The 24,093-nt window shown below is 45.5% G+C and carries 20 protein-coding genes; 10 read left to right on the top strand and 10 right to left on the bottom strand.

All coding sequences use genetic code 11. The annotated features are described in order from the left end of the window. Window positions 1–35 precede the first annotated feature (35 nt). Complete coding sequence (locus OLMES_RS24325) at window positions 36–1,661, top strand: methyl-accepting chemotaxis protein (RefSeq protein WP_087463634.1); 1,626 nt, start codon at window positions 36–38, stop codon at window positions 1,659–1,661. A 59-nt stretch (window positions 1,662–1,720) separates the two neighbouring features. Here OLMES_RS24325 and OLMES_RS24320 read toward each other — a convergent pair whose 3' ends face one another. Beyond that, a complete protein-coding gene (locus OLMES_RS24320; RefSeq protein WP_087463633.1) occupies window positions 1,721–2,326 on the bottom strand; it encodes a glutathione S-transferase in 606 nt (201 codons plus the stop codon). Window positions 2,327–2,583: 257 nt separating this feature from the next. Between OLMES_RS24320 and OLMES_RS24315 the strand changes: the two genes are divergently transcribed. Then, the gene (locus OLMES_RS24315; protein ID WP_087463632.1) at window positions 2,584–4,542 is read left to right on the top strand and encodes a methyl-accepting chemotaxis protein; all 1,959 of its coding nucleotides are present in this window, start codon (window positions 2,584–2,586) and stop codon (window positions 4,540–4,542) included. 95 nt (window positions 4,543–4,637) lie between these two features. Here the strand turns inward: OLMES_RS24315 and OLMES_RS24310 are convergent, their stop codons facing one another. From OLMES_RS24310 to OLMES_RS24295, 3 genes are all read right to left on the bottom strand, one after another. Beyond that, window positions 4,638–6,044 (bottom strand): DEAD/DEAH box helicase, encoded by a 1,407-nt coding sequence (locus OLMES_RS24310; protein WP_087463631.1) that lies wholly within the window; start codon window positions 6,042–6,044, stop codon window positions 4,638–4,640. Window positions 6,045–6,875: 831 nt separating this feature from the next. Next, on the bottom strand, window positions 6,876–7,748 hold the full coding sequence (locus tag OLMES_RS24300) for an alpha/beta fold hydrolase (RefSeq protein ID WP_087463630.1): 873 nt from the start codon (window positions 7,746–7,748) through the stop codon (window positions 6,876–6,878). Between the two features lie 21 nt (window positions 7,749–7,769). Further along, window positions 7,770–8,657, bottom strand: a complete 888-nt coding sequence (locus OLMES_RS24295; RefSeq protein ID WP_198343113.1) for a zinc-binding dehydrogenase — start codon at window positions 8,655–8,657, stop codon at window positions 7,770–7,772. A gap of 208 nt (window positions 8,658–8,865) precedes the next feature. Here OLMES_RS24295 and OLMES_RS24290 point away from each other — a divergent pair, with 208 nt between their 5' ends. Together OLMES_RS24290 and lpdA are read left to right on the top strand one after the other, a co-directional pair. After that, on the top strand, window positions 8,866–9,771 hold the full coding sequence (locus tag OLMES_RS24290) for a LysR family transcriptional regulator (protein ID WP_087463628.1): 906 nt from the start codon (window positions 8,866–8,868) through the stop codon (window positions 9,769–9,771). A 177-nt stretch (window positions 9,772–9,948) separates the two neighbouring features. Next, window positions 9,949–11,403, top strand: a complete 1,455-nt coding sequence (lpdA, locus tag OLMES_RS24285; protein WP_087463627.1) for a dihydrolipoyl dehydrogenase — start codon at window positions 9,949–9,951, stop codon at window positions 11,401–11,403. A gap of 44 nt (window positions 11,404–11,447) precedes the next feature. Here lpdA and pdxR read toward each other — a convergent pair whose 3' ends face one another. After that, window positions 11,448–12,950: a MocR-like pyridoxine biosynthesis transcription factor PdxR gene (gene pdxR / locus OLMES_RS24280; RefSeq protein WP_087463626.1), complete on the bottom strand. Its 1,503-nt coding sequence runs from the start codon at window positions 12,948–12,950 to the stop codon at window positions 11,448–11,450. Between the two features lie 163 nt (window positions 12,951–13,113). Between pdxR and OLMES_RS24275 the strand changes: the two genes are divergently transcribed. Continuing rightward, on the top strand, window positions 13,114–13,767 hold the full coding sequence (locus OLMES_RS24275; protein ID WP_087463625.1) for a DJ-1/PfpI family protein: 654 nt from the start codon (window positions 13,114–13,116) through the stop codon (window positions 13,765–13,767). Window positions 13,768–13,985: 218 nt separating this feature from the next. Here OLMES_RS24275 and OLMES_RS24270 read toward each other — a convergent pair whose 3' ends face one another. Continuing rightward, window positions 13,986–14,366 (bottom strand): GNAT family N-acetyltransferase, encoded by a 381-nt coding sequence (locus OLMES_RS24270; RefSeq protein WP_269767770.1) that lies wholly within the window; start codon window positions 14,364–14,366, stop codon window positions 13,986–13,988. A gap of 255 nt (window positions 14,367–14,621) precedes the next feature. Here OLMES_RS24270 and OLMES_RS24265 point away from each other — a divergent pair, with 255 nt between their 5' ends. The 3 genes from OLMES_RS24265 to OLMES_RS24250 all read left to right on the top strand — a co-directional run bounded on the left by OLMES_RS24265 (window position 14,622) and on the right by OLMES_RS24250 (window position 17,923). Further along, on the top strand, window positions 14,622–15,308 hold the full coding sequence (locus OLMES_RS24265) for a hypothetical protein (RefSeq protein WP_087463623.1): 687 nt from the start codon (window positions 14,622–14,624) through the stop codon (window positions 15,306–15,308). 187 nt (window positions 15,309–15,495) lie between these two features. Beyond that, window positions 15,496–15,996, top strand: a complete 501-nt coding sequence (locus tag OLMES_RS24260) for a hypothetical protein (RefSeq protein ID WP_157678551.1) — start codon at window positions 15,496–15,498, stop codon at window positions 15,994–15,996. Between the two features lie 577 nt (window positions 15,997–16,573). Then, complete coding sequence (locus tag OLMES_RS24250; RefSeq protein ID WP_087459351.1) at window positions 16,574–17,923, top strand: IS1380 family transposase; 1,350 nt, start codon at window positions 16,574–16,576, stop codon at window positions 17,921–17,923. Between the two features lie 267 nt (window positions 17,924–18,190). Here OLMES_RS24250 and OLMES_RS24245 read toward each other — a convergent pair whose 3' ends face one another. Further along, window positions 18,191–18,598 (bottom strand): YceK/YidQ family lipoprotein, encoded by a 408-nt coding sequence (locus OLMES_RS24245; RefSeq protein WP_198343112.1) that lies wholly within the window; start codon window positions 18,596–18,598, stop codon window positions 18,191–18,193. Between the two features lie 626 nt (window positions 18,599–19,224). Beyond that, the gene (locus OLMES_RS24235; RefSeq protein WP_087463618.1) at window positions 19,225–19,848 is read right to left on the bottom strand and encodes a hypothetical protein; all 624 of its coding nucleotides are present in this window, start codon (window positions 19,846–19,848) and stop codon (window positions 19,225–19,227) included. Between the two features lie 223 nt (window positions 19,849–20,071). On the opposite strand from OLMES_RS24235, the gene OLMES_RS24230 reads away from it, so the two are divergent. Both OLMES_RS24230 and OLMES_RS24225 read left to right on the top strand, forming a co-directional pair. Next, the gene (locus OLMES_RS24230) at window positions 20,072–21,277 is read left to right on the top strand and encodes an RNA-guided endonuclease InsQ/TnpB family protein (RefSeq protein WP_198343111.1); all 1,206 of its coding nucleotides are present in this window, start codon (window positions 20,072–20,074) and stop codon (window positions 21,275–21,277) included. 158 nt (window positions 21,278–21,435) lie between these two features. Continuing rightward, a complete protein-coding gene (locus OLMES_RS24225; protein ID WP_087463616.1) occupies window positions 21,436–22,629 on the top strand; it encodes a GAK system CofD-like protein in 1,194 nt (397 codons plus the stop codon). A gap of 45 nt (window positions 22,630–22,674) precedes the next feature. Here the strand turns inward: OLMES_RS24225 and OLMES_RS24220 are convergent, their stop codons facing one another. Together OLMES_RS24220 and OLMES_RS24215 are read right to left on the bottom strand one after the other, a co-directional pair. Beyond that, on the bottom strand, window positions 22,675–23,079 hold the full coding sequence (locus OLMES_RS24220) for a hypothetical protein (RefSeq protein ID WP_087463615.1): 405 nt from the start codon (window positions 23,077–23,079) through the stop codon (window positions 22,675–22,677). Between the two features lie 76 nt (window positions 23,080–23,155). Continuing rightward, a complete protein-coding gene (locus OLMES_RS24215) occupies window positions 23,156–23,866 on the bottom strand; it encodes an MlaD family protein (RefSeq protein WP_157678547.1) in 711 nt (236 codons plus the stop codon). Window positions 23,867–24,093: the final 227 nt, after the last annotated feature.

Raw genomic sequence — 24,093 nt, 5'->3', positions numbered from 1 at the left:
TGGCAGCGGAAGTTGATCGTTAAAGAGAGAATGGCATGCTGAATAACTTATCGATTCGAGCCCGACTGATGTGGCTGGTTGGTTTTTCCCTGATTGGCTTGGTTTTTGTGCAGCTTTACTCTGCTTCGGAGTTGCGAGGCCAGCTTCTGGAGCAACGCCAGAACCGCTTGATTCAATTAACCGATATCGCGAAGTCCCTTGTTCAGGAATATTATCGCCAGGCGTCTGAGTTGGGCGAAGCAGAAGCTAAGAGGCAAGCCCTGAAGGCGGTTCAGGATTTACGTTACGGGGATAACCAGTATTTCTGGATTAATGACCGAGACTTGAATTTGTTGATGCATCCTGTCAAGCCTCAGATTGTCGGCAAGAACATGTCGAACACTCAGGATGCCAGTGGCCAGTATCACTGGAAAGTGATGCAGAAGGCTGTAAACTCATTGGATAAGGCGGGCTTTGTGCATTACGACTGGAAGCCCAGCCCCAATAGCAAGGAATCCTTCGCCAAACTGTCTTATGTGAACTTGTTTGGTCCATGGGACTGGGTTATTGGCACGGGGGTGCATATCTCGGATATTAATGATGCGTTTTATGCATCAGTGATGCGAATGATCTTTGTTAGTGGCGGCATTATTGTTCTGTTATTCCTGTTGGCGATTGTGATCAGCAGCTCGATTCTAAATCCTCTGGGGGAGGTCATTCGGGTATTGCGCAAGCAAACGGAAGGTGATTTTTCTGCGCGAATTGATGTTCAGGGGCGGGATGAATGTGCCGAGCTTGCGAGCGCCCTGAATGCCATGGCCAGCCATCAGCAGGCTGTGCTTGCCGAGATTTCGAATACCTGTACTGTGCTGAGTACGTCAATTGCGAGTTTGAATGGTATTTCCACTACCAATAAAGAAGGGGCTGATCTGCAATTTATGGAGATTGACCAGCTGTCGACCGCGGTCAATGAAATGAGCGCATCGATTCAAGAAATTGCAGGTACAACCCGTCAGGCCATGGACGCCAGCGAACAAACCGAATCCGTGGCCCAGCGGGGTATGCAATCCGTGAATGCCAGCCGGGATTCTATTGTTAAGCTGTCTAACGAGGTTAACTCCGGAACGGAAACCATCCAGCAACTGAAAGCCAATGCCGACAAGATCAGTTCAATTGTAAGTGTGATTGAGGGAATTTCCGAGCAAACTAACCTGTTGGCCTTGAATGCGGCGATTGAAGCTGCCCGAGCCGGTGAAGCCGGGCGTGGATTTGCGGTTGTGGCGGATGAAGTCCGTGGTTTGGCAAGCCGAACTCAGGATTCAACGGTAGAGATTCAGCAAATGATCACACAATTGCAGCAGGGCGTTGAGAGCGCTGTCGCCAGTATGGAGTTGAGTCGCAGCGAGGCTGAGTCCACATTGACGGCGAGTGGCTCTGTGAGTGAAGACTTTTCCGAAATTTCGGGTCAGGTTTCGTTCCTGAAGGATATCAATACGTCCACAGCCTCGGCCACAGAACAGCAGAGTTCAGTGGCCGAGCAGATCAACCAGAGCCTGTTGCGTATCCGGGAAATTTCGGAAACCGCAGTTGAAACCTCAAGTCAACTTCAATCCGATGCCGAGAAAGTAACCGGTGTTATTGATGGGTTGCAATCGCTCGCGTCGACGATTCGGGTAAGGTAATTGTTGATGGTGATCTATCCCGCTTAATGGCGCGGGATAGATCGAATTTGGCCGTAAGACTATTCCGGTTTGGTTGTGGTAAAGCTTTCCCGAGCGGATATTCTCTGGCAGAGTTTGAGCAAGTTGGGATAACGTGTTTGCCAATCCAGCTCGTTGAAACGGAAACTGTACCAGTCTAAAAAGCAAACCGCGCTGATATCCGCGATGGTCATGCTCTCTCCGTAAAACCATTCCTGATCGCCCAATTGTTCTGACATGGCTTTCAATCCCGATGCAAGTTTACCTTCCTGGCGGGAGATCCAATTTGCATTTTGTTGCTCAGATTCTCGTTTGCGTTCCAGAAATACTGCAATTGCGGCTTCGCAAGTACCATCGCACAAGGCTTCATACTGTCTCACCTTTGCGGCAGCCAATGGTGCTTCGGGCACCAGTCTACAGCTGCTGGACAATGTTTCGATAAACTCCACGATAACCGGAGAATCGAACCAGATTGCACCGTCATCTGCAACCAGAGCAGGTACTTTACCCAATGGGTTATAGTCGCCTACGTCGGTGTCTGCTTCCCAGGGAATGCTTTGGTGCCACTCAAAGGATATGTTTTTTTCTGCCAGTTGAATTCGAATTTTTCGTGCAAAAGGGCTGGTGGGAGATGCTACGAGTTTCATTGCGATGTCCTTTATCGAGTCGGGCAGGCCGAACAGTCGTTGATATAGGCTACGATACTCGGCACGGGATGCCTGGACAAGTATTACCTCCAAAAATTATGAAAGTGTTAATAACGTTACGATAACGTGGCTATTTATCACTTTTGTATTGCATATCAATGACAAAGTTGTTTCAACTTGTTACAAAAAACTTGTTGAAAAAATGAACTGTGTTTCATATAAGGGAATACTAAAATAACAAAAAAGGTTGTAGGCAGTTGAAAATAAAAACATCGAGCAACTTGATTTGCGCGGTGCTGGGTGGGTTGATTGTAGCTTTGCTCGTCACGTCCTACTGGGCATTTCAGCGTATAAAAACTCCTCTTTCCTTACTGGATAACTACTATTTGACCGTGCAAAAGGTGACGGTGAACGTCCGTGGCCTGGGTGAGCAGTACCTGCTAAGTAGTGACGCCAGTTTATTACAAGATGCCAATGTGCACCTTGACAGTCTCTTGGCCTCTCAATTTGATGTGTTTCCCGAGCATGTTGCATTGCAATTGATTGAACAGATAGAAAACTATCGAGATTTCATTAATGGTGATTTGCGGGCTGCGGGAAAATTATCCCGCACACCTGATGTCCTTTTGGTCAATGGCGAGCGCCAGTTATTGGATTATTCAGACTTGTTGTTTGATTACGCCTTTGCTGGCATGGAGGACAATACGGCGCTGTCCTACCGGTATATCAGTGCCAGTCGTGCTCTTTTTGCCGCCATATCAGCCCTGATTTCGGCACGGGAAAAATATGTACAAACAGCGGATAAGGCCCATCAGCGCAATGTATTTCATTATTTAAAAGAAGCGCGGGATATTGTCCAGGAGATACAGGCCTTGCCACTATTGAATGTCTACGAGGCCGAAGCGGAAGATAATTTTGGCTTGCAACTCAGTGTTGAGGAGCCAGAGGAAAAGCGGGCAGAGATTGATTCCGAGCTGAACAGTCTATTGCGTCAGTACCGGAAAGACTGGGATTCTACCGAGCAGGTGGTGCAACAAACAGGACAAACACAGCATGCATTTCAGGCGTTGTCGGAAACAATGGTCGGAACCTTGGCGGGTTTCGAGGCCGATATCCGTGCGCACATTACGCAAATTGAGACCGAAGTGAAAACGTTGGGGATCGGGTTGCTGGCATCCATGTCCATCGTGGCAACGGTTTTATACTTTTTTATCCGGCTCGCCATTAATTTGCCTGTGACCCGGTTACTGGAGAAAATGCGCGATCTTACCCGTGGTGAGGGAGATCTTACCAGTCGGATAGAATTGGAAGGCAAAAACGAGTTGGCTGAGCTGTGTTTAAACCTTAACCAGTTTATTGCGGAAATTCACGGAATCGTCTCCCACGTGAAACTGGCGACAGGGGAAATGGTTCGGCTGGGTGAGGATATGTCCAGTAGTGTCCAGTCCTGTGAGCATAATTCTGCGGAGCAGGTTTCTCAAATGGAACAGATTGCAGCCGCAACCGATGAGATGGCCTCCACCTCACAGTGTGTAGCCGACAATGTAGAGCACTCCAGGCAACTCGCGGATCTTTCTGCGAGTAATGTCAGTGAAGCCGCATTGAATATGAATCGCATTCAGTATCGAATGGAAACGTTGGCAGACAAGGTTCGTGCAGCGGATTCTGAAATGTCGCTGCTAAATGATCAGGCTAAAAATATTGCCGAATGTGTCACGATCATCCAGGCTATTTCCGAGCAGACAAATTTACTGGCCTTGAATGCAGCCATTGAATCGGCTCGGGCGGGCAGTGCTGGCCGTGGTTTTTCAGTTGTTGCCGATGAAGTAAGAACGCTGGCAGCAAGATCCAATGAGTCCGGTTCGATGATTACCGATACCATCACGCAAATACAGGATAAGTCATCATCCACCAGCACGATGATGCAGGAATGCTCGGAAATATCCTCGGAGTGTGCCGAATCGGTTAATCAGTTAAGTGAACGACTGGTGCAATTGGAGGCACATTTTCAAGGTTTAAGAGAAAGTCATGATCAGGTTTCGTCCGCCGCAGAAGAGCAAAGTGTCACCACCGAACAAATGAATCAAAATATTCAGGTCATTAACCTGGCCAGTGGTGATGTCTACCAGAAAATTCGTGCACTGGCGGGTGTCAGTGAGCGGGTTGGAAAGCAGGCTCTGGAGATTGAGACACTTGTAGCGCGTTTTCAGACCTGAATCTGATACTTTTTATGACTTCCTGATTCATCGTGGCACCATAGGGTTTCGAGTGATCCAAAGGTGCCATGATGTCTTCATTTATTTTGACGTCGTTATTTCTTTTTCCGGATCAAGCCAAAACCATCTCCAGATGTGTTTTCACTTCCTGCTTTCGTGGGGGCTCGGCGGGATGGAGTACCTTCACCACGGGATTGGGTTCCCCCTCCATGTTGTCGGGAATGACTGGGGTTTTTCCCGGAACTCTGGCCTGATGTACCGGGTGAACTACGTTTCTTCTGATTTTTGTCAGATTTCTTTTTGCCGCTTGCAGGCTTTTTCTTTTTCCCTGCCGCCTTTCCGGATGATTTAACTTTTGCGGGCCCTTTGTACTTACCTTCCAGTGCTTTGATGACTCTGGGTTGTGTTTCCAGCTTGAGATATCGGCTGATGCTGGCCATTAAATTCCACTCTGTGGCGCTGACCAGCGAAATCGCGAGGCCTGATGCCCCTGCACGACCCGAACGACCGACCCGGTGGGTATATTCATCGCCACTGCGGGGCACATCAAAGTTAATCACTAGGTCCAGATCTTTTATGTCCAGTCCCCGTGCTGCAACATCTGACGCCACTAGAATATTGATCGAGCCGTTTTTCATCTGCTGGGTGACATGGGTACGGATTTCCTGACTTAAATCGCCGTGCAGTATTCCCGCTTTCAAGCCTCGATAGCGTAATTTTCCGGCAAGGCTATCGGCCTGGACTTTGGTGTTGGCGAAAATAATCGCTTTCGAGTAGGTTTCCTGCTCCAGTAGCCAGCTGACTAATTGAGTTTTATGGTGACTGTCGTCTGCCACAATAATTTGATGCCGTAATTCGCTATTCAACTGGCGGTCGGCGTTTAGAATCAGGGATTCGGGATCATTTAAGACTTGCTGGATCATTTCGCCAAGGTTTTTATTGCGCATTGTGGCGGAGTAGAGCAGCGTCTGCCGGGTCGCCGCACATTGTTCTGTAATTGCCAGAACATCCTCACCCAGTCCCTGATCCAGCATTTGATCCGCTTCGTCCAGAATCAGGACTTCGAGGTCATTTAAGTCGACTGAACCTTTGCGCACATGTTCTGCAAGTCGCCCCGGGGTTGCGATCAGAAACTCGGGGTTCTTGCGGATTAATGCTTGTTGAAATTTAAATTCTTCACCGCCAACGATCAACGCGTATTTAAGATGGGTGAATCGAGCAAGTTGTTGCAAGTGTTTCGAAACCTGACGGGCTAATTCCCTAGTGGGAACCAGTATTAAAGCCCGTGTACCAGTCTGAGGTGCATCTTTCGCCAGCAGCTTTTGCAACGCCGGGATCAGGAACGCCACGGTTTTACCGGTCCCGGTGTTAGCGCCGACAACCAGATCCTTACCTTCGAGCGCTCTGGGAATGGATTGTGCCTGAACCGGTGTCAGTTCGGTATAACCCAGACTGTCTGTTGCTTTTTGCAGGCGAGAATCAATGGAAAGACTGGAAAACACGGGTGGAATCCTTAATGCAGCATGGAATGGGGCTCTATTTTGTCATTAAAATGAAAAATATGAAATCCTGAAACGTCATTCCGGAGTATTCAATTGTCGGCGCTTTTTAATTCCTGTTGCATAGCTCGTATATGCTTGAGTTCCTCCGGCAATAATCCAGTGATGAAAGCCTGAGCGCCAGGCGCTCACTCTCTTGCTTGCGTGAAGTCGTTTTTTTCCTGCATTGATAATAGTGCGCAACGCGGTTCACGGTTAGGTTTATTCTGCCACTACAATCTGTATCCTCAATATTTCTGGGTTGTTGGCCCATGGAGTGAGCATTGTAATTTTTACCTACGAATATATTAAAGTTCTCACCACATTCCATCCATCATTACGGGATAGGTAATTGGTTTGTAGTGTGTAAATTCGATGTCTCTCACATGTGTAACTCCGAACCAAAGTAATCGAGCTCCTCTCAGCCATTTTGTGGGTCTGACCCGATTTTCAATTTTTTGAATTTCCTCAGAATTGGCTTCTCGAATAGGCCCTGCTTTGCCGTAAAGCCTAATTCCGGGTGGGGTTACGAATTGCCCCTTAATCAAAGATCGCAACCAAAATAATCGGCCAGAGTTTACCGCCATGACACAAACATCAGGCTTGTGATCAATGTTTCTTCCCAACGTCTCTGCATAATGATCAAAGAAGTAGCCGGTTTGATTTTCCCTTAGGAAAACGGTTCCAACTGGCGTAATGTGGGGGGGATATATGGATTTTGGTGCGGGCCCAGACTGGAAGCGCCAATCTCGAGGCCCTAGAGATTGGCGAAGCAATTATGACTTGGGCGTATCGCTAATCTGCCAGATTCGCTTGAGTAACGCGGTCTGCAAACCGAAGTATTTTTGCTGACATATCAGCTCCATATTCTTCTAGAGCGAAATGGCCAGTGTCATAGAAGTTGTATTCGATATCTTCCAGGTCATTTTGATAACACTCGGCGCCTTTCTGAGAAAAAAACATATCGTTTATCCCCCAAATAACCAGAGCGGGAGGCTGGTGTTTTTTGAAATACTCGTGCCACTGTGAGTACTTCTCAACATTGGAATGATAGTCGTAAAACAATTCTATCTGTATCTTCACACGGGTTTCATCAGATAGAAAACTGGAATCTAAAGTCCAGGCGTCGGGAGATAATTTTTTTGTTTCGCAAACTCCGTTAATATACATGTGTTTGATGAAATCTGGAGTGCATAATTGTCTCAGAACAGCAGCATTCTCAGTTGTCTTGTCTCGCCAATAATCTCGAATGGAAGCCCAGGCATCTGTCAAACCGTCCGTATAAGCATTACCGTTTTGGATAATCAAACCCTGTACTTTTTCAGGGTGTGTGCTCGCGATTCGGAATCCAATTGGTGCACCGTAATCTTGAACGACAAGAAAGTAACGGTCTACTTCGAGCGCTTGGAGCCACTCATCGACTACAGAAGCAAGGTTATCAAAGCTATACTCAAATTCGTCCATATTCGGAGCCTCCGTATATCCAAAACCTGGATAGTCTGGAGCTATGACATGGTATTTCTCTGCTAATATCGGCATTACTTCGCGGAACATATGTGATGACGAAGGGTAGCCATGTAGTAATACGATGGTTGGATTTTTTCTTTCACCGGCTTCTCGATAGAAAACCTCGATGTTTTGAATAGGGATAAATTTATACTTCATCATGCTCTCCTTTTAGGTATGGGGTTAAAGTTCCACAACAAGTTTTCCATTGCTTAAATTACTCTCCAATTGTCTGTGCGCGTCGGGTAATTGGTGAAAGCCAAATACGTGTGAGGGTTCAGCTTTGTACTTTCCAGAGGAGACATTAAGTAAAATCTCCGCGAACGGAATGTCAGATAGTGGGAAATCAACTGTCCCGAACATGAAGCTGGCGAAGAAGTTTAGATTGACGCCACTTGGTAAATCGATAAGAGGGTTGAAGGAAAGCGGGGCTTGCCCCCCCAAGAAGCCGGCGTTACATACATGTCCACCCTTATTCGCTATTTTAAGAGAATCTATTAAGGTACTGTTTCCCACCAGGTCTAATACCGCGTCAAGGCCTTCGGGAAAGCTTTCTCTAATTCGCTCTGAAAGGTTTTCCTCTTCGATGTAAACCTGGTTTACTCCCTGTTGGTGCAAAAACTTTTCTTTTCCACTGTTTCGTGTAGAAGCTAGAACCTTTACACCCTCAATATTCTTAGCGATATTGATTGCGGCTAGTCCCAACGCAGATGTTCCGCCTCTTATAAACAGAGTACGCCCTTCTGTTATTTTCAGGTTTTGATGTAGACAATACCAAGCTGTGCAGTAAGTCTCAGGAATGGCGGCTAACTCGGGCCAAGATAGGTTTGTATCGACAGGTATAACGTTGAGCCTTGGTACAACGGTGTACTCAGCATAGGAGCCATTTATCGTCCGACCCAACCCCCCCATCAGGGCAACGACCTTTTGGCCTTGTTTTAGAATGTTCTGGGGATCTTGTTCAATAATTCCGACGCACTCAATTCCACTCACAAGTGCGACCTCTCCCCATTGACCTTTTCGCATATAAGTTTCAGCGCGATTCAAACCGAAGGCTTTGATTCGAATCAAAACCTGGTCTGCGCTCGGAGAGGGCTTATCCAATTCCCTGATGGTTAGAACCTCTGGGCTTCCGAATTGAGAGATGCAACACGCTTTCATATCAGTTTCCTTTCATTAACGAGTATCGTGATGAGATAGATAATGATGGAAAATAATGTATATAAAAAGTACTATTAATATACATATATGGTAGATATTAACTACATATAAGGTTCATATGGACATACAACAGTTGAAGACTCTTAGGGCTGTCGTTGAGAATAAAGGCTTCCAAGCCGGAGCTCGACACCTTCACAAAACCCATCCGAGCGTGCTTACCCTAATCAAGAATTTCGAAGATGAGCTAGGGTTCTCGTTATTTGATCGATCAAAATATCGAGCAACGCTCACCGACGACGGTAGACGTTTTTATGAAAGAAGTATCAGAGTTTTGGAGGAAATGGAAAGACTGCAACAGTACTCTAATCAGATTAGAACTTTGGAAGAAACTGAACTGAATATTGTAATTGGCGACGTCACGCCTATAGGGCGTATCCTGCCATGCCTGAAGCGCTTTTTTCAGGCCCATCCAGGGACGCAGCTAAATTTATTATTTGAAAACCTGCGCGGTCCAAATGATAGGCTGCTTGCAGGGGAAGCTGATCTAATTGTTCATCATATCGATAAGACAGATACACGGTACGAGTATTTTCCCTTTCTACAGGTCACAATTAAGCCGGTCGCTGCCCCTGACTTTCTAGTTGGCCAGGAGTTAAATAGGTTAATGTACTCTGATCTTGAAAGTCTAACTCAGTGCGTCGTACGTGACACATCAGAACATCCTGACGAGACGAGCTACCATGTAATGAAAAACACGCCTAAGGTTATGGTGGGGGATCAGTACACTAAACGAGAAGTCATCAGACAGGGAGTTGCTTGGGGACACATGCCAGACTTTCTCGTGGAAGACGACATAGATGCAGGGCGTCTATTAGCACTTGCTGGCCATCATGTTAGAAATCACAAGATTGATATCGTTATTGCAAGACGGTCAGATGCGGAAATTGGCCCAATTGCTAATAACCTGTGGACATTACTGAAACGGGAAATCGCTGTATCGTTCCATTCGCAACAACATGAGTAGCAATGCGCCATCCTAAGCCCCAACAGAGGCTAAATATGAAACGTCACCAGGCCCTAAATATTGTATTTTTATAACAATTCACTAAACCGATGAACCTCGATTCAAGGGAAGGAGTCCATTACGGAGCGGGGATAACATACGCCCTGGCGTTTTTGTATACGGAAAAAGGGACAGTGAATGACGCAATATCAATACAATCTTGTCATTATCGGCGGTGGCACGGCAGGACTAATTACCGCCAATGTTGCTGCTCAGGCAAAAGCCAAAGTAGCGTTGATTGAAAAACACAAAATGGGCGGCGATTGCTTAAATACAGGCTGTGTCCCCAGCAAAGCATTGTTGAGCAGTGCTAAACAGGTGGATTTCGTTAGACGTAGCGGTGAATTTGGTATTCATGTAGAAAATTACAAGATCGACTTCCCGAAAATAATGGAGCAGGTACACGGCATCATTAAAACTATCGCTCCAATTGACAGCGTAGAGCGTTATACTGAATTGGGTTGTGATTGCTATGAGGCTGCAGCAACAATATTGTCCAGCCACCAAGTACAAGTCGGAGAGGAGATCCTGACCACGGATCATATTGTGGTGGCAACCGGCGGCACACCATTTATTCCTCCAATTCCTGGTATTGCAGACTTGGAGATTCTCCATTCTGATAACTTGTGGGATTTGCAAGAACTTCCCAAGCGATTATTGGTGGTGGGAAGCGGGCCAATTGGGTGCGAATTGTCTCAGGCGTTTTCCCGCTTGGGCTCCGAAGTAACGATCATATCGCAGGATCCAGGCATTTTATCCCGTGAAGACCTTGAAGTGTCCCAGCTGATTGAAAATGCTTTTACGCAAGAAGGGATTAAATTGCGATTAAAAACGAGTATTTTACAGTTCAAGGCAAATGCAAACGGCGCGGGCTGTGTGCATTTAGACGTAGATGGTCAGCCAGAGGTCATTGAGTTTGATCGTGTTCTTATTGCAGCGGGGCGGAAAGCGAACACCGCAGGTATAGGGCTTGATCAGCTCGGGGTTGAATTAAATTCCAATGGTTCGATTAAAGTCGATTCTCAATTGCGAACCTCAATACCTCATATCTGGGCATGCGGTGATGCTGTCGGTCCCTACCAGTTTACACATATGGCTGCTCATCAGGCTGGATACGTGGCTTTAAATATTTTGGCTCATCCCTTTAAACGGTTTAAAGTAGACTACTCCCAAGTTCCATGGGTAACCTACGTTGACCCGGAAGTCGCCCGATGTGGCCTCAATGAGACAGAAGCGAAAGCGCAAGGCATTCCTTATGAAGTCACGCAGTTTCATTTTTCGCACCAGGATCGGGCTTTAACAGAAAGAGCCAATAAAGGTTTTATTAAAGTCTTAACGGTACCCAGGAAAGACACAATTTTAGGCGTCACGATCTGTGGGCCCCATGGAGGGGAGTTGTTGGCGGAATTCAGTCTCGCAATTAAGAACAAGCTTGGCCTGAAAGCAATCATGAATACTATCCATCCTTACCCCACTTTCTCAGAAGCGAATAAGAGTGTTGCGCTTGAGTGGCGTAAGAAATACCTTCCAAAACATTTATTGAAGTATGCCAAATCTTATTTTGCGTGGAAGCGGCACGTTAAAGTTTCTTGATTGGATTTAGCGCCCTGCCGTTAAACCGGAAACCGGCTCTTTTTTCAGAGAGGGATCGGTTTCTCAAAATAGGCTGCTCTCAGTTTTTTTACCGCAGCATTGATCTCGGCCAAAGTGAACGAAACGTATCCCAGAATAACGCCAGCTCTAGCACTCTCAATCGAACCATATTGAGAAACAGGCACTAATTCCACCCCTGACAACTTGGCTGCGATTAGAACTTTTTCTACCTGAACCGCTGGTTTCAGCCAGCCAATCAAGTGTAATCCGCCATGAAGGGGAGGTACCTCCATAATATCGCTCCAATACAGTTCTGCGGCCTCGACTAAAGCCAATTGCCGATGAGAATAAAGCGTCCGCATTCGGCGTAAATGACGTGCAAAATGTCCTTGATCTATAAAATCTGTTAAGACAGCCTGTTCGATCACAGGAGAATGTCGGTCTGATAACCAACGTAGCGCCGCCAAAGGCTTAACGAGCATGGGGGGGATTACCATATATCCAATACGTAATGCAGGAAATAATAATTTGCTAAAACTACCCATATAAATGACACGTTCGCTTTGAGCCATGGAATACAAGGTTGCTAAAGGTCGCCCACGATACCGGTACTCTCCGTTATAATCATCCTCTAAAATAATCGCGCCAGATCTTTCAGCCCACTGTAATAATGCCTTGCGACGGGAAAGCGATAAAGGTATACCCAAGGGAAAGTGACTGGAAGGTGTTACATAAACCAGCTTCGCCTGTTTTACCGTGTTCTCAAGTATGTCAATCCTGATTCCCTGATCATCTACTGGAATCGATTTGACAACCGCCCCCATCATTTCGAACACGATTTTTGCCGGTGTATAGCCAGGTTCTTCAAAACACACCACGTCACCTTTATTAATCAGGGCTTTTGCAATCAATTCGATACCCTGCTGTGCTCCTGCCGTTATCAATACTTGATCCGGGATTGCAGAAACACTTCTAGCTGCCCCCAAATGACTCGCAATTGCAATGCGCAAAGGCTGGTACCCGATTGGATCATTTTTCTCCATCCAACTTTCGGGCATATGCCTTAATCTGCGGGTATATAGTTGCTTCCAAATGTCTATTGGAAACGCTGCGCATGCTGGTGTATGTGCGCGGAACGGTCGCGCGACTGAGCCCGCATCTAATGGTATTGGATAAGTATTGGATTCGACACACTGATACCGGGAAGACAAAGGGATATGGTATTTATTGGCACTGGAGACCGTGAATGAAGTCGATTGTGAAGCGTTGGATTGCGGCAAATTTTCGCTAACGCAAGTTCCAGCCCCTTTTATGGAAACAATGAAACCTTCAAGCATTAATTGCTCGTAAGCATTGACTACAGTATTACGAGCTACACCCAGATCATGGGCCAGATTCCGTGTTGATGGTAATCGTTCACCTGGTTGCAATAGACCTTTCCAAATAGCATCCCGTATCTGTGATTCCAATTGACGATACAAAGCAGTGCCATCTTCCGGGTGTAAAACCAAAGCATCAAACTGAAACCGCTGCTGTGTCTTTGCCACAAACTATCCTCATCAGAGCAACCTGGGAAAAATCAGTTTAGCGTGAAGTGGACCCTATATAAAACCTGATAGTGGATCTTTTAATAGAACCAATTAAGTTTATTATTCCGTCACATGTCCTTTCAATTTTGTTTTATTCCCGATAAATAATGAGGTGATTTGCATGAAATTAATATTCCGCTTTTGGGTTCTGTTTGTTTTTTCGAGTCTGGTACATGCCGCTGATTCCAAGATTGGAATTATTGTTTTTGATGGCTTTTTGACGAGTGATGTCACTGCGGCTGTCGAGGTATTTAACACAGCATCTCAGAAAGAGTGGTTTTCCCACTATGACGTCGTTCTTATCTCTGCAACCAAAATTAAACGGGTAACATCTGCTGAAAATCTCGGAATTGTCGCAGATAAAACCATTTATGATGACCTGCATCTTGATGTTCTGATTGTACCCAGCGCTTATGATATGAGCCCATTGGTCAGTAACAAAGATTTGGTGAGCTACATTAAAAACCACGGGAAAGAAGTATCGTGGTTGGCAAGTAATTGCTCCGGTGCATTTTTGCTGGGTGAAGCCGGTTTATTAAATGGCAAAAAAGCCACCACCTGGGCTGGTGGTGAAAAGGAACTCAGCAGTGCTTACCCAATGATAAAAGTACAATTTGATCAAAACGTCGTTGTTGACGGCAATATCATCACATCTAACGGAGGCCCCATCAGCTATCAGGCTGCATTTGAATTGTTAACTCACCTCAGCACAAAGGAACACTCCAACGAGATAGTTGAAGCTCTGCAGTTTGCCCGACTGAAACATGCATTTTAAGGTGTGGGCGTCTATATTTAGCAAAATTCTGCGTAAGCCCTCGCCCACTCGGGCGGGGATACAAACAGGAATCGCGCAGCGGTTCTAACCCGGCGTGGCCTGACGCTGGACGTATTCCCTCATGGCATCAAATCCTGAAGCGTCATTCCGGGCTATTGAATTGTGAGTTTCAATTCTTGTTGCATGGCCTTTATGCGCCTGAGCTTTTGGTGCCTCTCTCAAGTTCTACTCAATAACTTAAAAGTCAGGTGTTGTTTGATTCCAGGCCATTCGTGGTTGGTGATACTGAAAATTACGGTGTCTCTCACTCTGCCGTCCGGCATAACCATATGACTTCTTAGAATACCTTCTTCTTTAGCGCCAAGGCGCATAATGGCGTTTCGTGAGGTTGTATTTAAGTGGTCGGTCAGTAGCTCGACTCGATTTAAGGAAATTACTTCAAATGCGTGTTCTAACATTAAGAGCTTGGCTTCAGTGTTGATTTTTGTCTTCTGATAGGATTTAGCGATAAAAGTATATCCAATCTCGACTCGTTTGTTGGGTAAATTTGCTTTCATAAAGCGAGTTGAACCAATTACTCGACCTGACTTTTTGCCGATACTCTCGGGATTTGCGCTGACATGTTATTAATTTTGCAGTGGTATTGTTGTTGGGCTCTATACGGATTTATATGCGCCCTGATCATTGAGTATTATTGAGGTTGCAGCGGACTGCTATCATTTTGCAAGAGACCTGAACAGTAAATTTCTTGAAATTAAATCGGCGAACAGTATCATCTATAATGCTGCAGTTTGCAGTACTCCAACCAGAGATATTGGATAGGGAGCTATTTCATCACAACTCAAGGAGAGAGTATGGCACATTCAACACACTCATTTGCAAGAACCTTTTTCGATGTATCTTTTATTGTAGTAGTTTTAACGGCTGCCTTATATGCGTTTGGTCTGCTCTACTATGATCAATATTTACAGTTCTGGGGATTAGACCTGTCAGAATTTCCTCTTGATTTTAGTCTCGCGCTCGTTTGGGGGTTCCAGGGTATTCTACAGTCTTCAGCTTTGCCTGCCGCCTTTTCTATTGTTGCTGGTCTGTTTTGTGTTGGGTTCTACATAATAAGTAAGGCTCTCAATACATCAGTTTTCAGTCGTTGGCCTCCCTCCGATTCCGTAAAGCGTTTTTTTGAAAGTGTTGAGAGTGGTAGCTTTGTTGCTTTATCGTGGTTAGTTGCTTTCGCTTTATTCATGTTAATTTGTATTGCGCTATCAAATGAGGCCACTAAAAAAGGTCGTGCATTTGGAGAGCAACAGTTCGGTGAATTTGGTGCAATAAATACTGAATATGGCTTTAGCAAACTGGAAACAATTACGATAAAGGATGAAAAGGGCGAATTGTCAGAAATAATCGCCTATAAAATTCAATGCTCAGATAAGCTATGTGCATTGTATGAACCCGAATCGAAAAAGCGACTAAATATTGAGCGAAGTCGGATGTTTAGTGCTGTCGCAAATATTGATACACAAGCGAAAACAACCCAGAAGTAAATTCAACTATTGAGAAGCCCGTTTTGATAATAAAAAGCGGGCTGTTTCAAAAACGGCTCTGTTTGTTGAGTGTGCTTTAGGCGGATGATCCGTCCGGTTAAGGAGAATGCTGGCAAATTTTTCAATGCACGGGCACAATAACTTTTTTAATGGGCACCATGATTCACTAACACAAGGACGACGAATAATGATTGAATTGCAGTGGCACAGCGTGGCTGGCGATAATTTCCATACTTTACTGAGGGTTACCCCTAATAATCAAGCATTATATAAAAAAGATAAGAGATTCGTTTTAAAGGATGGTAATCAAAAGTTATATGTGACTTTTGGTGCGGGTCCCGAGTGGGGAAAGCTCGTCAGTAATAATAATCGTGGTGCAGATAAAACTCCCCATTCAGCTGGGCAATCACTTAGTGTAAAGGTTCCGCAGAAATACAGGAATGAAGTTGAGTTTATTGAGGCTCTTTTTGTTCTTGACAAACAGTACAAAGATCATTTGGACTATGATCTTTTCCCCGCTACTGTTGGAAATGAGGTGTGGTGGTTGGCTGATGATGGGTATAACTCCAATTCATTTATTGCTGGATTGTTGAAAGCGTCTGGTGTTAAGCCAATACCCACACCACCTGTGTCTGTTCCTGGTTTTAATAAACCGGTCCCCTCGAAGTATTTTGGTGTTACCCAATAAGGGAGACAGGTCTGTGCCAAAAAAAGTATGCTCATATATTTTTAGATTGTATGGGGTTACCGGTCTGGTAGGTCTTCTAATTCTAAATTTGGTGGGAATAGGCTACGATGGCGGAATGGCTTCGACTGTATTCTACTTCGCTGTTCAGATATTTTTATTGCCATATCATATTACATTGGAATTGATGAGTTCTGCGAATGACCATATTATTCACTCGTGGATAATCGCTATCGCAGCTATCTCTCAGTTACTTGTTTGCCAGCTCCTTGATTATATTATTGTTCGGTGGAGAAATCGGAATCATATTTTCTAATTCTTGGGAATGGAGTTTAATTGTTTGTAGTATCTCAGCAGGCATTCTATCTATACTTGAATTCCCGCTGAGCTAATCACAGTCTCGTACTCAGTTTAAGAAAGACTAATTCCGAATCTTGGGGAAATTAGAATATCTGACAGATGACCTCAAGCTTAAAATAAGACCTAAATTCTGCAAACAACATTGTACTTGAAAAGAAAAAGGCGATTTGATTCAATTGGTTATCATCAAACAACCAAGCACATCAGAGTCACCTTTTTCATGATCAAGAATACCCATAAAAGTGCCAAAAAACCAGCCGCAAAAATTCGCTATCAACACACCGGAAAAAAGCTGACTAGTCAAGCTGGCATTATCCCTGCCATGCATTTCCTCGATCACATCGGTTTTACCGAGGCTTGCCAGAAGCATCTTGATTTGCAACGCGGCAACACGGCTCGTTACAGCTTGGGCGACTCAATCTACCTAACGATTATCGGCATCATCGCCGGTGCCACTTCGCTCAGGAAGGTGGTTTCTGTGTGGGCAGATCAGGTGCTGCGTGAAGTGGGGGGGTGGCTATCGATTCCAGATGACAGTACATTGGGTCGTATTTTCCGTCGTGGAAAGCTCAAGCATGTCACCCAGCTCGAACAGATTAATCACACCTTGCGTCAGGGAATTTGGCATAGAGCATTGAAGTCCGGTACTTGGTTGCCCGGAACCCTCTATCGAGGCTGGATTGATGTGGACTCGACTGTCAAAACCGTTTACGGTCAACAGGAAGGTGCTGAAAAAGGCTACAACCCAACGAAAAAAGGCTCTAATTCTTATCATCCACTGGTTGCCTTTTGCAGCCACACCAAAGAAATTTTGCAAGCATGGTTGCGCAGTGGCAGCACCTACACCAGCAACGGCATTGTAGGCTTCATGCAGCAACTTTCTGCGCAGATGCCACCCAAAATGCGGCTGCTATTCCGAGGTGATTCAGGATTCTTTGTTGGAGAGCTCATGGACTGGCTGGATCAGGCTCGCCATGGTTACCTGATTAAAGTGAAACTCAAAGGCCTTGCCGCTTTGTTGGACAAGCAAGCTTGGCAACGAGTACCGGGTCATACCGATTGGGAACAGTGTGACTTTTTCCATCAATGCGGTCAATGGGAGCGGTCACGTCGCTTTGTTGCTGTGCGGCGTAAAACTGCTCTCATCACCAAAGGCCCTCAACAAGCCTTGCTGAATGAGCCCGTTTACGACTACTTCTGCTACGTAACCACAGAGCGGTTGTCTCCTTGGCAAGCACACACGACATACGGAAAGCGCGCAACTTGTGAAACCTGGTTGGATGAAGCTAAGAACCAAATGGGGCTGGCGCAAATCAAGAGCCATGATTTCATGGCCAGCTCATTAATTTTCCAATGCGCTGTGCTGGCGTATAACACGGTACGCTGGATGGCACTACTGAGCGATAATGACGAATTGAAACGATGGGAAATTCAAACTATCCGAACTTTTCTGGTACGTACTGCTGGACAACTCTTGCGTGGTGGGAATCAGCTTAAGGTCAACGTTCCGAGCAACCATCTTCACCCAACTCCGTGGGCTGACTGGTTAAAGCTGTCGTTTATTCATTGACCAAAATACCTATACTTAAATTCTTCGACTAAGCAAATTCCAGATTTGGAGTCAGGCAGACTTTGGCCTGTTGCTCCGGTTGACGATAGAGATGATTATAATTTAAACAGTCCAATCAAGTGAATTACGCTTGTTTCAGTTGCATGGTGTGCAAAATGGTGATCCATCGACACTAAATGTCGCTATAGTCGTATCGAATCGATTCAGACATATAGATTGCAGGATTTAGGTAAGACCCTGAATTGCAATTCAATTTCCTGCACAAAGTCATTTTACACCATTCTCAATATCAGGATGACACGTAGACACAATTATTGGTGCTAACAGATCATAGGGAAGAACTACTGTATCCAGTAACAAGCTAGATATTAAGTTATTTATCTGTAATTGAAATTCACCGTACATTTGGTAGTTGGCAAGAGAATCTTGTGCTAGCTCGACCGAATGATAAGTGCCTTGATATGGTATAAGTTGCCTTGTCGGGGTATCAATATGAACTTTAATAGTTGAGCACCCCATCACGGACATATATAAGATCAAAATTAAAATTGTTTGAGTTTTGTGAACCATATTTCCACCTAATATCATTTCATAGCCTAGCATCGGCATCGGCATCGGCATCGGCATCGGCAATTTGGCTATCCGTTGCCCTACTAAAGCAACCGTGAATATCACTGAGAAGATACGCCAACTTGCAATTCAAAGTGATGACGTGCAAGCAATCATAGTCGAAAATCCATATTCTTCCTTGATTTCCGATGGGGAAATCAACTCAAATGCTTTAGGCATTATGCTCACTGACACATACTCGATCCATTAGATTGGTTGGCCTTATATTAGGACTCTAAACCAGTGGCCGTAGAGAATCAGAAGGACACCCAAGGAGATTATCGATTTGCGAATCAGGTTTTGAAAATCGCCCCAATAAAATAAAGGGTAATAAATCGCTGCCAGAGGTAGAGATACCCAGACTAGCAGAGGGAGTGCAGAGCTCCCAATCTCAGACTCAGGATCCAGAGCCATGTAGCTCACGACTAGATATAGTCCTGTTGTTTGTGTGAATGCTGTCGCCCAGTAGGTTGCAAGTCCTGCTAGTTTTGATCTTTTATATCTCACCGCTGTAGAAGGGATGGCTGGAACCAGGAGCCAAGTGCTTAAAAACAGGGCCACCCAATACGGGTCGTCAGATGTTAGTGGCGCAGTACTGAGTTCCTGTGTCGCTCCTCTCGCAATTGCTATTAAGCATACGAAAATATAGATACCTGAGGTTGCAGCAGAAATGCGAAAAGTGAGTTCTGTTATTACCTGTGAGCTGGATTTTGTATCGTGCATGGGGAGCAAATTCCGGTAAAGTACATTGCAGGTATTCTGACATCATGAGCGGCGTCTGCCCCTTTGAAATCGCTGGCATTTGGAGCTAATTTTGCCGGAACAACATCCATAATTGAACTTGCCCAGCTGTTGCTGTTTTTTCCAAGCCAGGGTGGAGGATATGCAATGTTAGTATTCTTTTCGTTGATTATGTAGTGATCAATTGCGTCCAGAATTTGTCTTGCTAGTTGTTCTGCTGTATAGCCCTGTTTGGGGTGCACGTGCTTCGCTTCGGCTGGTTTATAGTTTTCCCAAAATGCGTGACCGGAAGGTTTCGAAGAAGTTAAAAACTCTTTTGCTGCAGCCAAATCTGCCTTTTCAAATGCTTTAAACATAAGCCGGTTGAATTTTGCAGGTTTGTTTTGGTTACTTGGTGGAACATTGTGGGCTCCTAAAACCAGCCCATATCCTTTTCCGAGATCACGAGTAACGATTGTTTGGTTTGATTTCTGCAGTTTGAACGTTCTTGATACTTTCCCTGTAATGATGACAATAAATTGATGCCTTCCGAACGGTACCTTGTTCAAATCCCTGGCTAGCCAATAAATCTCCATATTTGTAACCTCAGTCCTATGAGAGTGTTTCTGTTTCTGTATGACCAACGCTCCATGTTACTCGTTCTTATTTGAATTAAAAGGAATTGATGCTCATTTTCTGGAGTCTTTTGTTGAGCGTTAATGTCTAGGTTATTGAAGTTAATCTATCCAAATAAAAACCGGACAAGAGCGTCAAAATAAATCGGTTGATACTGGTTGTATGTACAAGTATCATCCGGGGATGAACGATTCTTCAATCCGACAATTGGCGTTTAAAACGCAACTGTTTGCTAACAATATTCAACGGGCCTATTTTGCCAAGGCTTCTGGCGTATCCCGTTTTTGTTGGAATTGGGGGGTGTACCAGTGGAATAAGCAGTATCAGGCCCATTGTGTAAACCCTTGCTTGCCCAAGCCGAATGGCAAGGCGTTAAAAAAGCAACTGAATGCGATAAAGAAAGACGAGTTTCCTTGGATGTATGAGGTAACAAAGTATGCGGCCCAACAACCTTTTATCTTTCTGGACAGAGCGTACAAAGATTGGATTGAAGATCTGTCATCGAGCAAACCCAAACACCTGAAAAAATCACGACCGACGTTCAAGAAGAAAGGTAAATGCCTTGATAGCTTCTATGTTGGTGGCGATCAGGTTAGAGTTATTGGTGATAAAGTCAAAGTGCCCAATCTGGGTTGGGTGACAATGGCCGAACCGATTAAATTTGATGGTCATATTCACAGCATGACCATAAGTCGCCAAGCCGATAAGTGGTATGTGTCTTTTTCCATTGCGGATGATTTACCCGTATTGCCGAGCAAAAACCAAGCAGCATGTGGTGTAGATTTAGGGATCAAGACACTGGCTACGTTGTCCAATGGAGGCATAACACACTGGCATACCCCGAAACCACTCAAACATGCCTTGACAAAGTTAAAGCGCTATCAACGACACCTCGCAAGGAAAATTAAAGGTAGCTCAGGCTATCAGAAACAGAAGCAAAAGATTGCCCGTTTACACAAGCGCATAGCAGATATTCGGTTAAACACACTACATCAACTCACTAAATATTTGAGTAAACACTTTAGCAAAGTGGTGATCGAGGACTTGAATATTAGAGGTATGATGCAAAATCGAAAGTTGGCTAGATCGATTGCGGATGTAGGTATGTTCGAATTCCGGCGACAACTTTCATATAAATTAGCGTGGAAGGGTGGGAAGTTGATTGTGGCAGACCGCTGGTTTGCATCGTCGAAATTATGCTCAAAATGTAGAAAGAAAAACGAGCACCTGAAACTTTCGGATAGGATATTTCATTGCGTTTACTGTAATCATTCACAAGACCGTGATGAAAATGCGAGTGTCAATTTAGAGTATTATGAACAGTTTTATACCGGTCGTTCACCGGGAATCAACGCTGTGGGAGATGACGGCTCTGCGTTATTGGTCTAGGCCAGTAGTGCAACCAGCATCGTTGAAAGCAGAAGGATCAGTAAACCCGAGAAGTTCGGTTTATGTAAGAATCACAGGACGGATAATCGTTTTGCCGCTTAATCAGTGATATGCTGGGTATCCTAAATCTGTATTGAAAATAAGATGTTGTGAGGATTATGCCGCCTATCACGGTTACCCGAGAAGTCAAAATTCCAGACCCTGTCCGCCTTGAACGCTATCGGCGCTTACCCGAACTGGGGTCATCAGTGCTGTTTTTCACAGGGGGAACGGCATTAAAAGGGCTCAGTCGTGAATTGACGACCTACACCCGAAACAGTATTCATCTTTTAACTCCTTTTGATTCGGGTGGGAGTTCGGCGAAACTGAGGCAGGTTTTCAACATGCCTGCAGTAGGGGATGTTCGCAGCCGGTTGATGGCTTTGGCAGATGACAGTATTACAGGCAACCCGGAAGTCTATGCACTGGCCAATTACCGTTTGTCTGAACAGGCAACCGGGGTGGCGTTATTGCAGGAACTGGAGGACTTGATTGCCGGTCAGCATCCATTGATTCGTTCTGTGCCTAATCCGATGCGGCGTTTGATCCGTTTACAGCTTGGCTTTTTCCGGGAGGCCATGCCGGAGCATTTCGATCTGGCCGGTGCGAGTATCGGTAATTTAATATTGACCGGGGGGTACCTGAATTACCAGGAGCACCTTGACCCGATTTTGTTTTTATTTTCCAAACTATTGGTCGTGCAGGGTATTGTGCGCCCCATTGTTAACGACCCGTTGCACCTCGCAGTTCAGCTGGAGAACGGTGAAACGGTTTTGGGGCAGCACCTGTTTACAGGTAAAGAGGTACCACCCATAGCTTCCCGGATTAGTCGTATGTGGTTGTCGGGGTCGGCACAAATGGATCAACCGGCGGTAGTTCAGTTGCGCAAAAAAGTGGCAAAGCTGATCCATGATGCGGACCTGATCTGTTATCCCCCCGGCAGTTTTTATTCCAGCATTATTGCAACGCTATTACCCGATGGTGTCGGCCGTGCTGTCGCACGTAATGCGTCACCCAAAGTTTATGTGCCGAATCTCGGGGTTGACCCGGAACAGTTTGGCATGAATTTGACCGACAGTATCGAGACTTTGTTGCAATATTTGAGGCAAGGGGTCGGTGACAAAGTTGAAGATACACACCTCTTGAACTACGTGTTAGTTGACAATGAGCTGAGTCGATATGATGCGGGGTTGTCCCGCAGCTGGTTTCGCAAGCGAGGTATCGAGCTGATTCAGACGGAGTTGGTCACGGAAGCCTCTGCGCCATATTACGACAATGCCCGTCTGGCGCAGGCACTGTTGTCTTTGACCTGATGTTGTCTTTGTCTAAATGTCGTCTTTAACCAGATATTCTCGCGTTCAGTGCTCGACCATTACATCCCGTCGAGCAGATGAAATCGTGACGGTAAAACCGGCGACGACATCGAGGAAGGCGAGAATGGTTAACACCAGGAAGCCGGGGGTGCCCGTGTTTTTCACCAGAATCAGTTCCAGAATAAAAACAATCAATACGACCGTTGAGAGTCCGTGATCAATCACCGAGGCCACGGAAGATCGAGTGGCTTTGAGCAGTTCGATAAACATCACCAGCAGGCCCAGCAACACCATAAACATGTCCAGCGTGAGGGTCAGGGTTGCGCCGGAAACCAGGTTCAATGAAAACAGGGCGGCCTCCATCGGTGTAGAACCTTCACCCATGAATGCTGTGATGTTGTAAATGATCAGAATTACCGCGAACAGGGGGACATGTTTGAGTAAGTGCATAGATTAGCCTTTTATTTTGTTGATCTTCTGATGTTTTTAGATTTTCTGAGTCGAATGCGATTCTATTGTGTCGGAATCAAGCTTCAATAGCATTTTCTAGATTGTTAAGGCGTTCTTCCAGCGGGGGTATTTCATCTTCACGATGGAGGCTTTCCAGCTTTTTACGAAGTTGCTCGATTTGTGCCCGTAATGCCGGAATAACCTGCTCTTTCAGGGTGTCTTGCGTGGTTTTTCCGGCGCTTTCAAACTGGTTAAGAAAATGTTCAATCTGCTGCTCAAGTTGTCCAATTTGCTCTTCCACAGGGATACCCTGAAGGTCTGCCCAGGCCTGTTGCATCGTAGCCGTGAAGGATTGCAATTGCGCGCCCAGTTTCCGTTCAAAGGTACCTGCCAATGCATCAAGGGCTGTAGACCCTTTGACTTTGCTGCCGTCCTGGATGAGGGCACCTTGCGCGGAGCCTTCAATGAGGTCGACAAAGCCATCTCCGGATTGATTATTGCGGATGACAAATTCGGTTTGCTCTGTGGCCAGGGATACGTGTTCCGAGGTGAGTGCGACGGCCACCAAGAATGTGCCCTGATCGGTATAGTCAATTGCCTCGACGATGCCAACGGGGTTGCTCTGGTAGGTAACCGGAGCCCCTTTTTTAAGGCCATTAACCTGATCGTACTCAATAGCAAAATGCAGATCTTGCTGGCTACAGCCAATCAGCGCCAGGGCACAGAATGCGAAGAAGAGTCGAATTGTGCGGGTTGCCATGTTCAATATTGGTTTCTGTCTGTTCATGGTGTTTACCATCGCGTTGAATGCGGTGCCGGAAAAGGCGGGTACTGTTCAGCATATGGCGATATTGTTTCACAGAATTACCGAACAGTTCCACTGTGGTATTTGCCGCCCCTAAATTGCGTTGAATCAATGGAAAGAACAATAGGGGGCGTAGAACCTGTCACTCGTGGATAGCTGTCCTAAACTGTATCCAGGCACAAATAAAAGAATGATTGGCAGAAACCTGT

Source organism: Oleiphilus messinensis, from assembly GCF_002162375.1.
Classification (GTDB): domain Bacteria; phylum Pseudomonadota; class Gammaproteobacteria; order Pseudomonadales; family Oleiphilaceae; genus Oleiphilus; species Oleiphilus messinensis.
This window is presented reverse-complemented; position numbering and strand designations above follow the sequence as displayed.

Bases quoted from the DNA above. Each gene is read 5' to 3' on its own strand.
- OLMES_RS24325 (WP_087463634.1), top strand. From the start codon at position 36: ATGCTGAATAACTTATCGATTCGAGCCCGACTGATGTGGCTGGTTGGT.
- OLMES_RS24320 (WP_087463633.1), bottom strand. From the start codon at position 2,326: ATGAAACTCGTAGCATCTCCCACCAGCCCTTTTGCACGAAAAATTCGA.
- OLMES_RS24300 (WP_087463630.1), bottom strand. From the start codon at position 7,748: ATGATGAAGTATAAATTTATCCCTATTCAAAACATCGAGGTTTTCTAT.
- OLMES_RS24290 (WP_087463628.1), top strand. From the start codon at position 8,866: ATGGACATACAACAGTTGAAGACTCTTAGGGCTGTCGTTGAGAATAAA.
- lpdA (WP_087463627.1), top strand. From the start codon at position 9,949: ATGACGCAATATCAATACAATCTTGTCATTATCGGCGGTGGCACGGCA.
- OLMES_RS24275 (WP_087463625.1), top strand. From the start codon at position 13,114: ATGAAATTAATATTCCGCTTTTGGGTTCTGTTTGTTTTTTCGAGTCTG.
- OLMES_RS24265 (WP_087463623.1), top strand. From the start codon at position 14,622: ATGGCACATTCAACACACTCATTTGCAAGAACCTTTTTCGATGTATCT.
- OLMES_RS24260 (WP_157678551.1), top strand. From the start codon at position 15,496: ATGATTGAATTGCAGTGGCACAGCGTGGCTGGCGATAATTTCCATACT.
- OLMES_RS24250 (WP_087459351.1), top strand. From the start codon at position 16,574: ATGATCAAGAATACCCATAAAAGTGCCAAAAAACCAGCCGCAAAAATT.
- OLMES_RS24235 (WP_087463618.1), bottom strand. From the start codon at position 19,848: ATGGAGATTTATTGGCTAGCCAGGGATTTGAACAAGGTACCGTTCGGA.
- OLMES_RS24230 (WP_198343111.1), top strand. From the start codon at position 20,072: ATGAACGATTCTTCAATCCGACAATTGGCGTTTAAAACGCAACTGTTT.
- OLMES_RS24225 (WP_087463616.1), top strand. From the start codon at position 21,436: ATGCCGCCTATCACGGTTACCCGAGAAGTCAAAATTCCAGACCCTGTC.
- OLMES_RS24220 (WP_087463615.1), bottom strand. From the start codon at position 23,079: ATGCACTTACTCAAACATGTCCCCCTGTTCGCGGTAATTCTGATCATT.
- OLMES_RS24215 (WP_157678547.1), bottom strand. From the start codon at position 23,866: ATGAACAGACAGAAACCAATATTGAACATGGCAACCCGCACAATTCGA.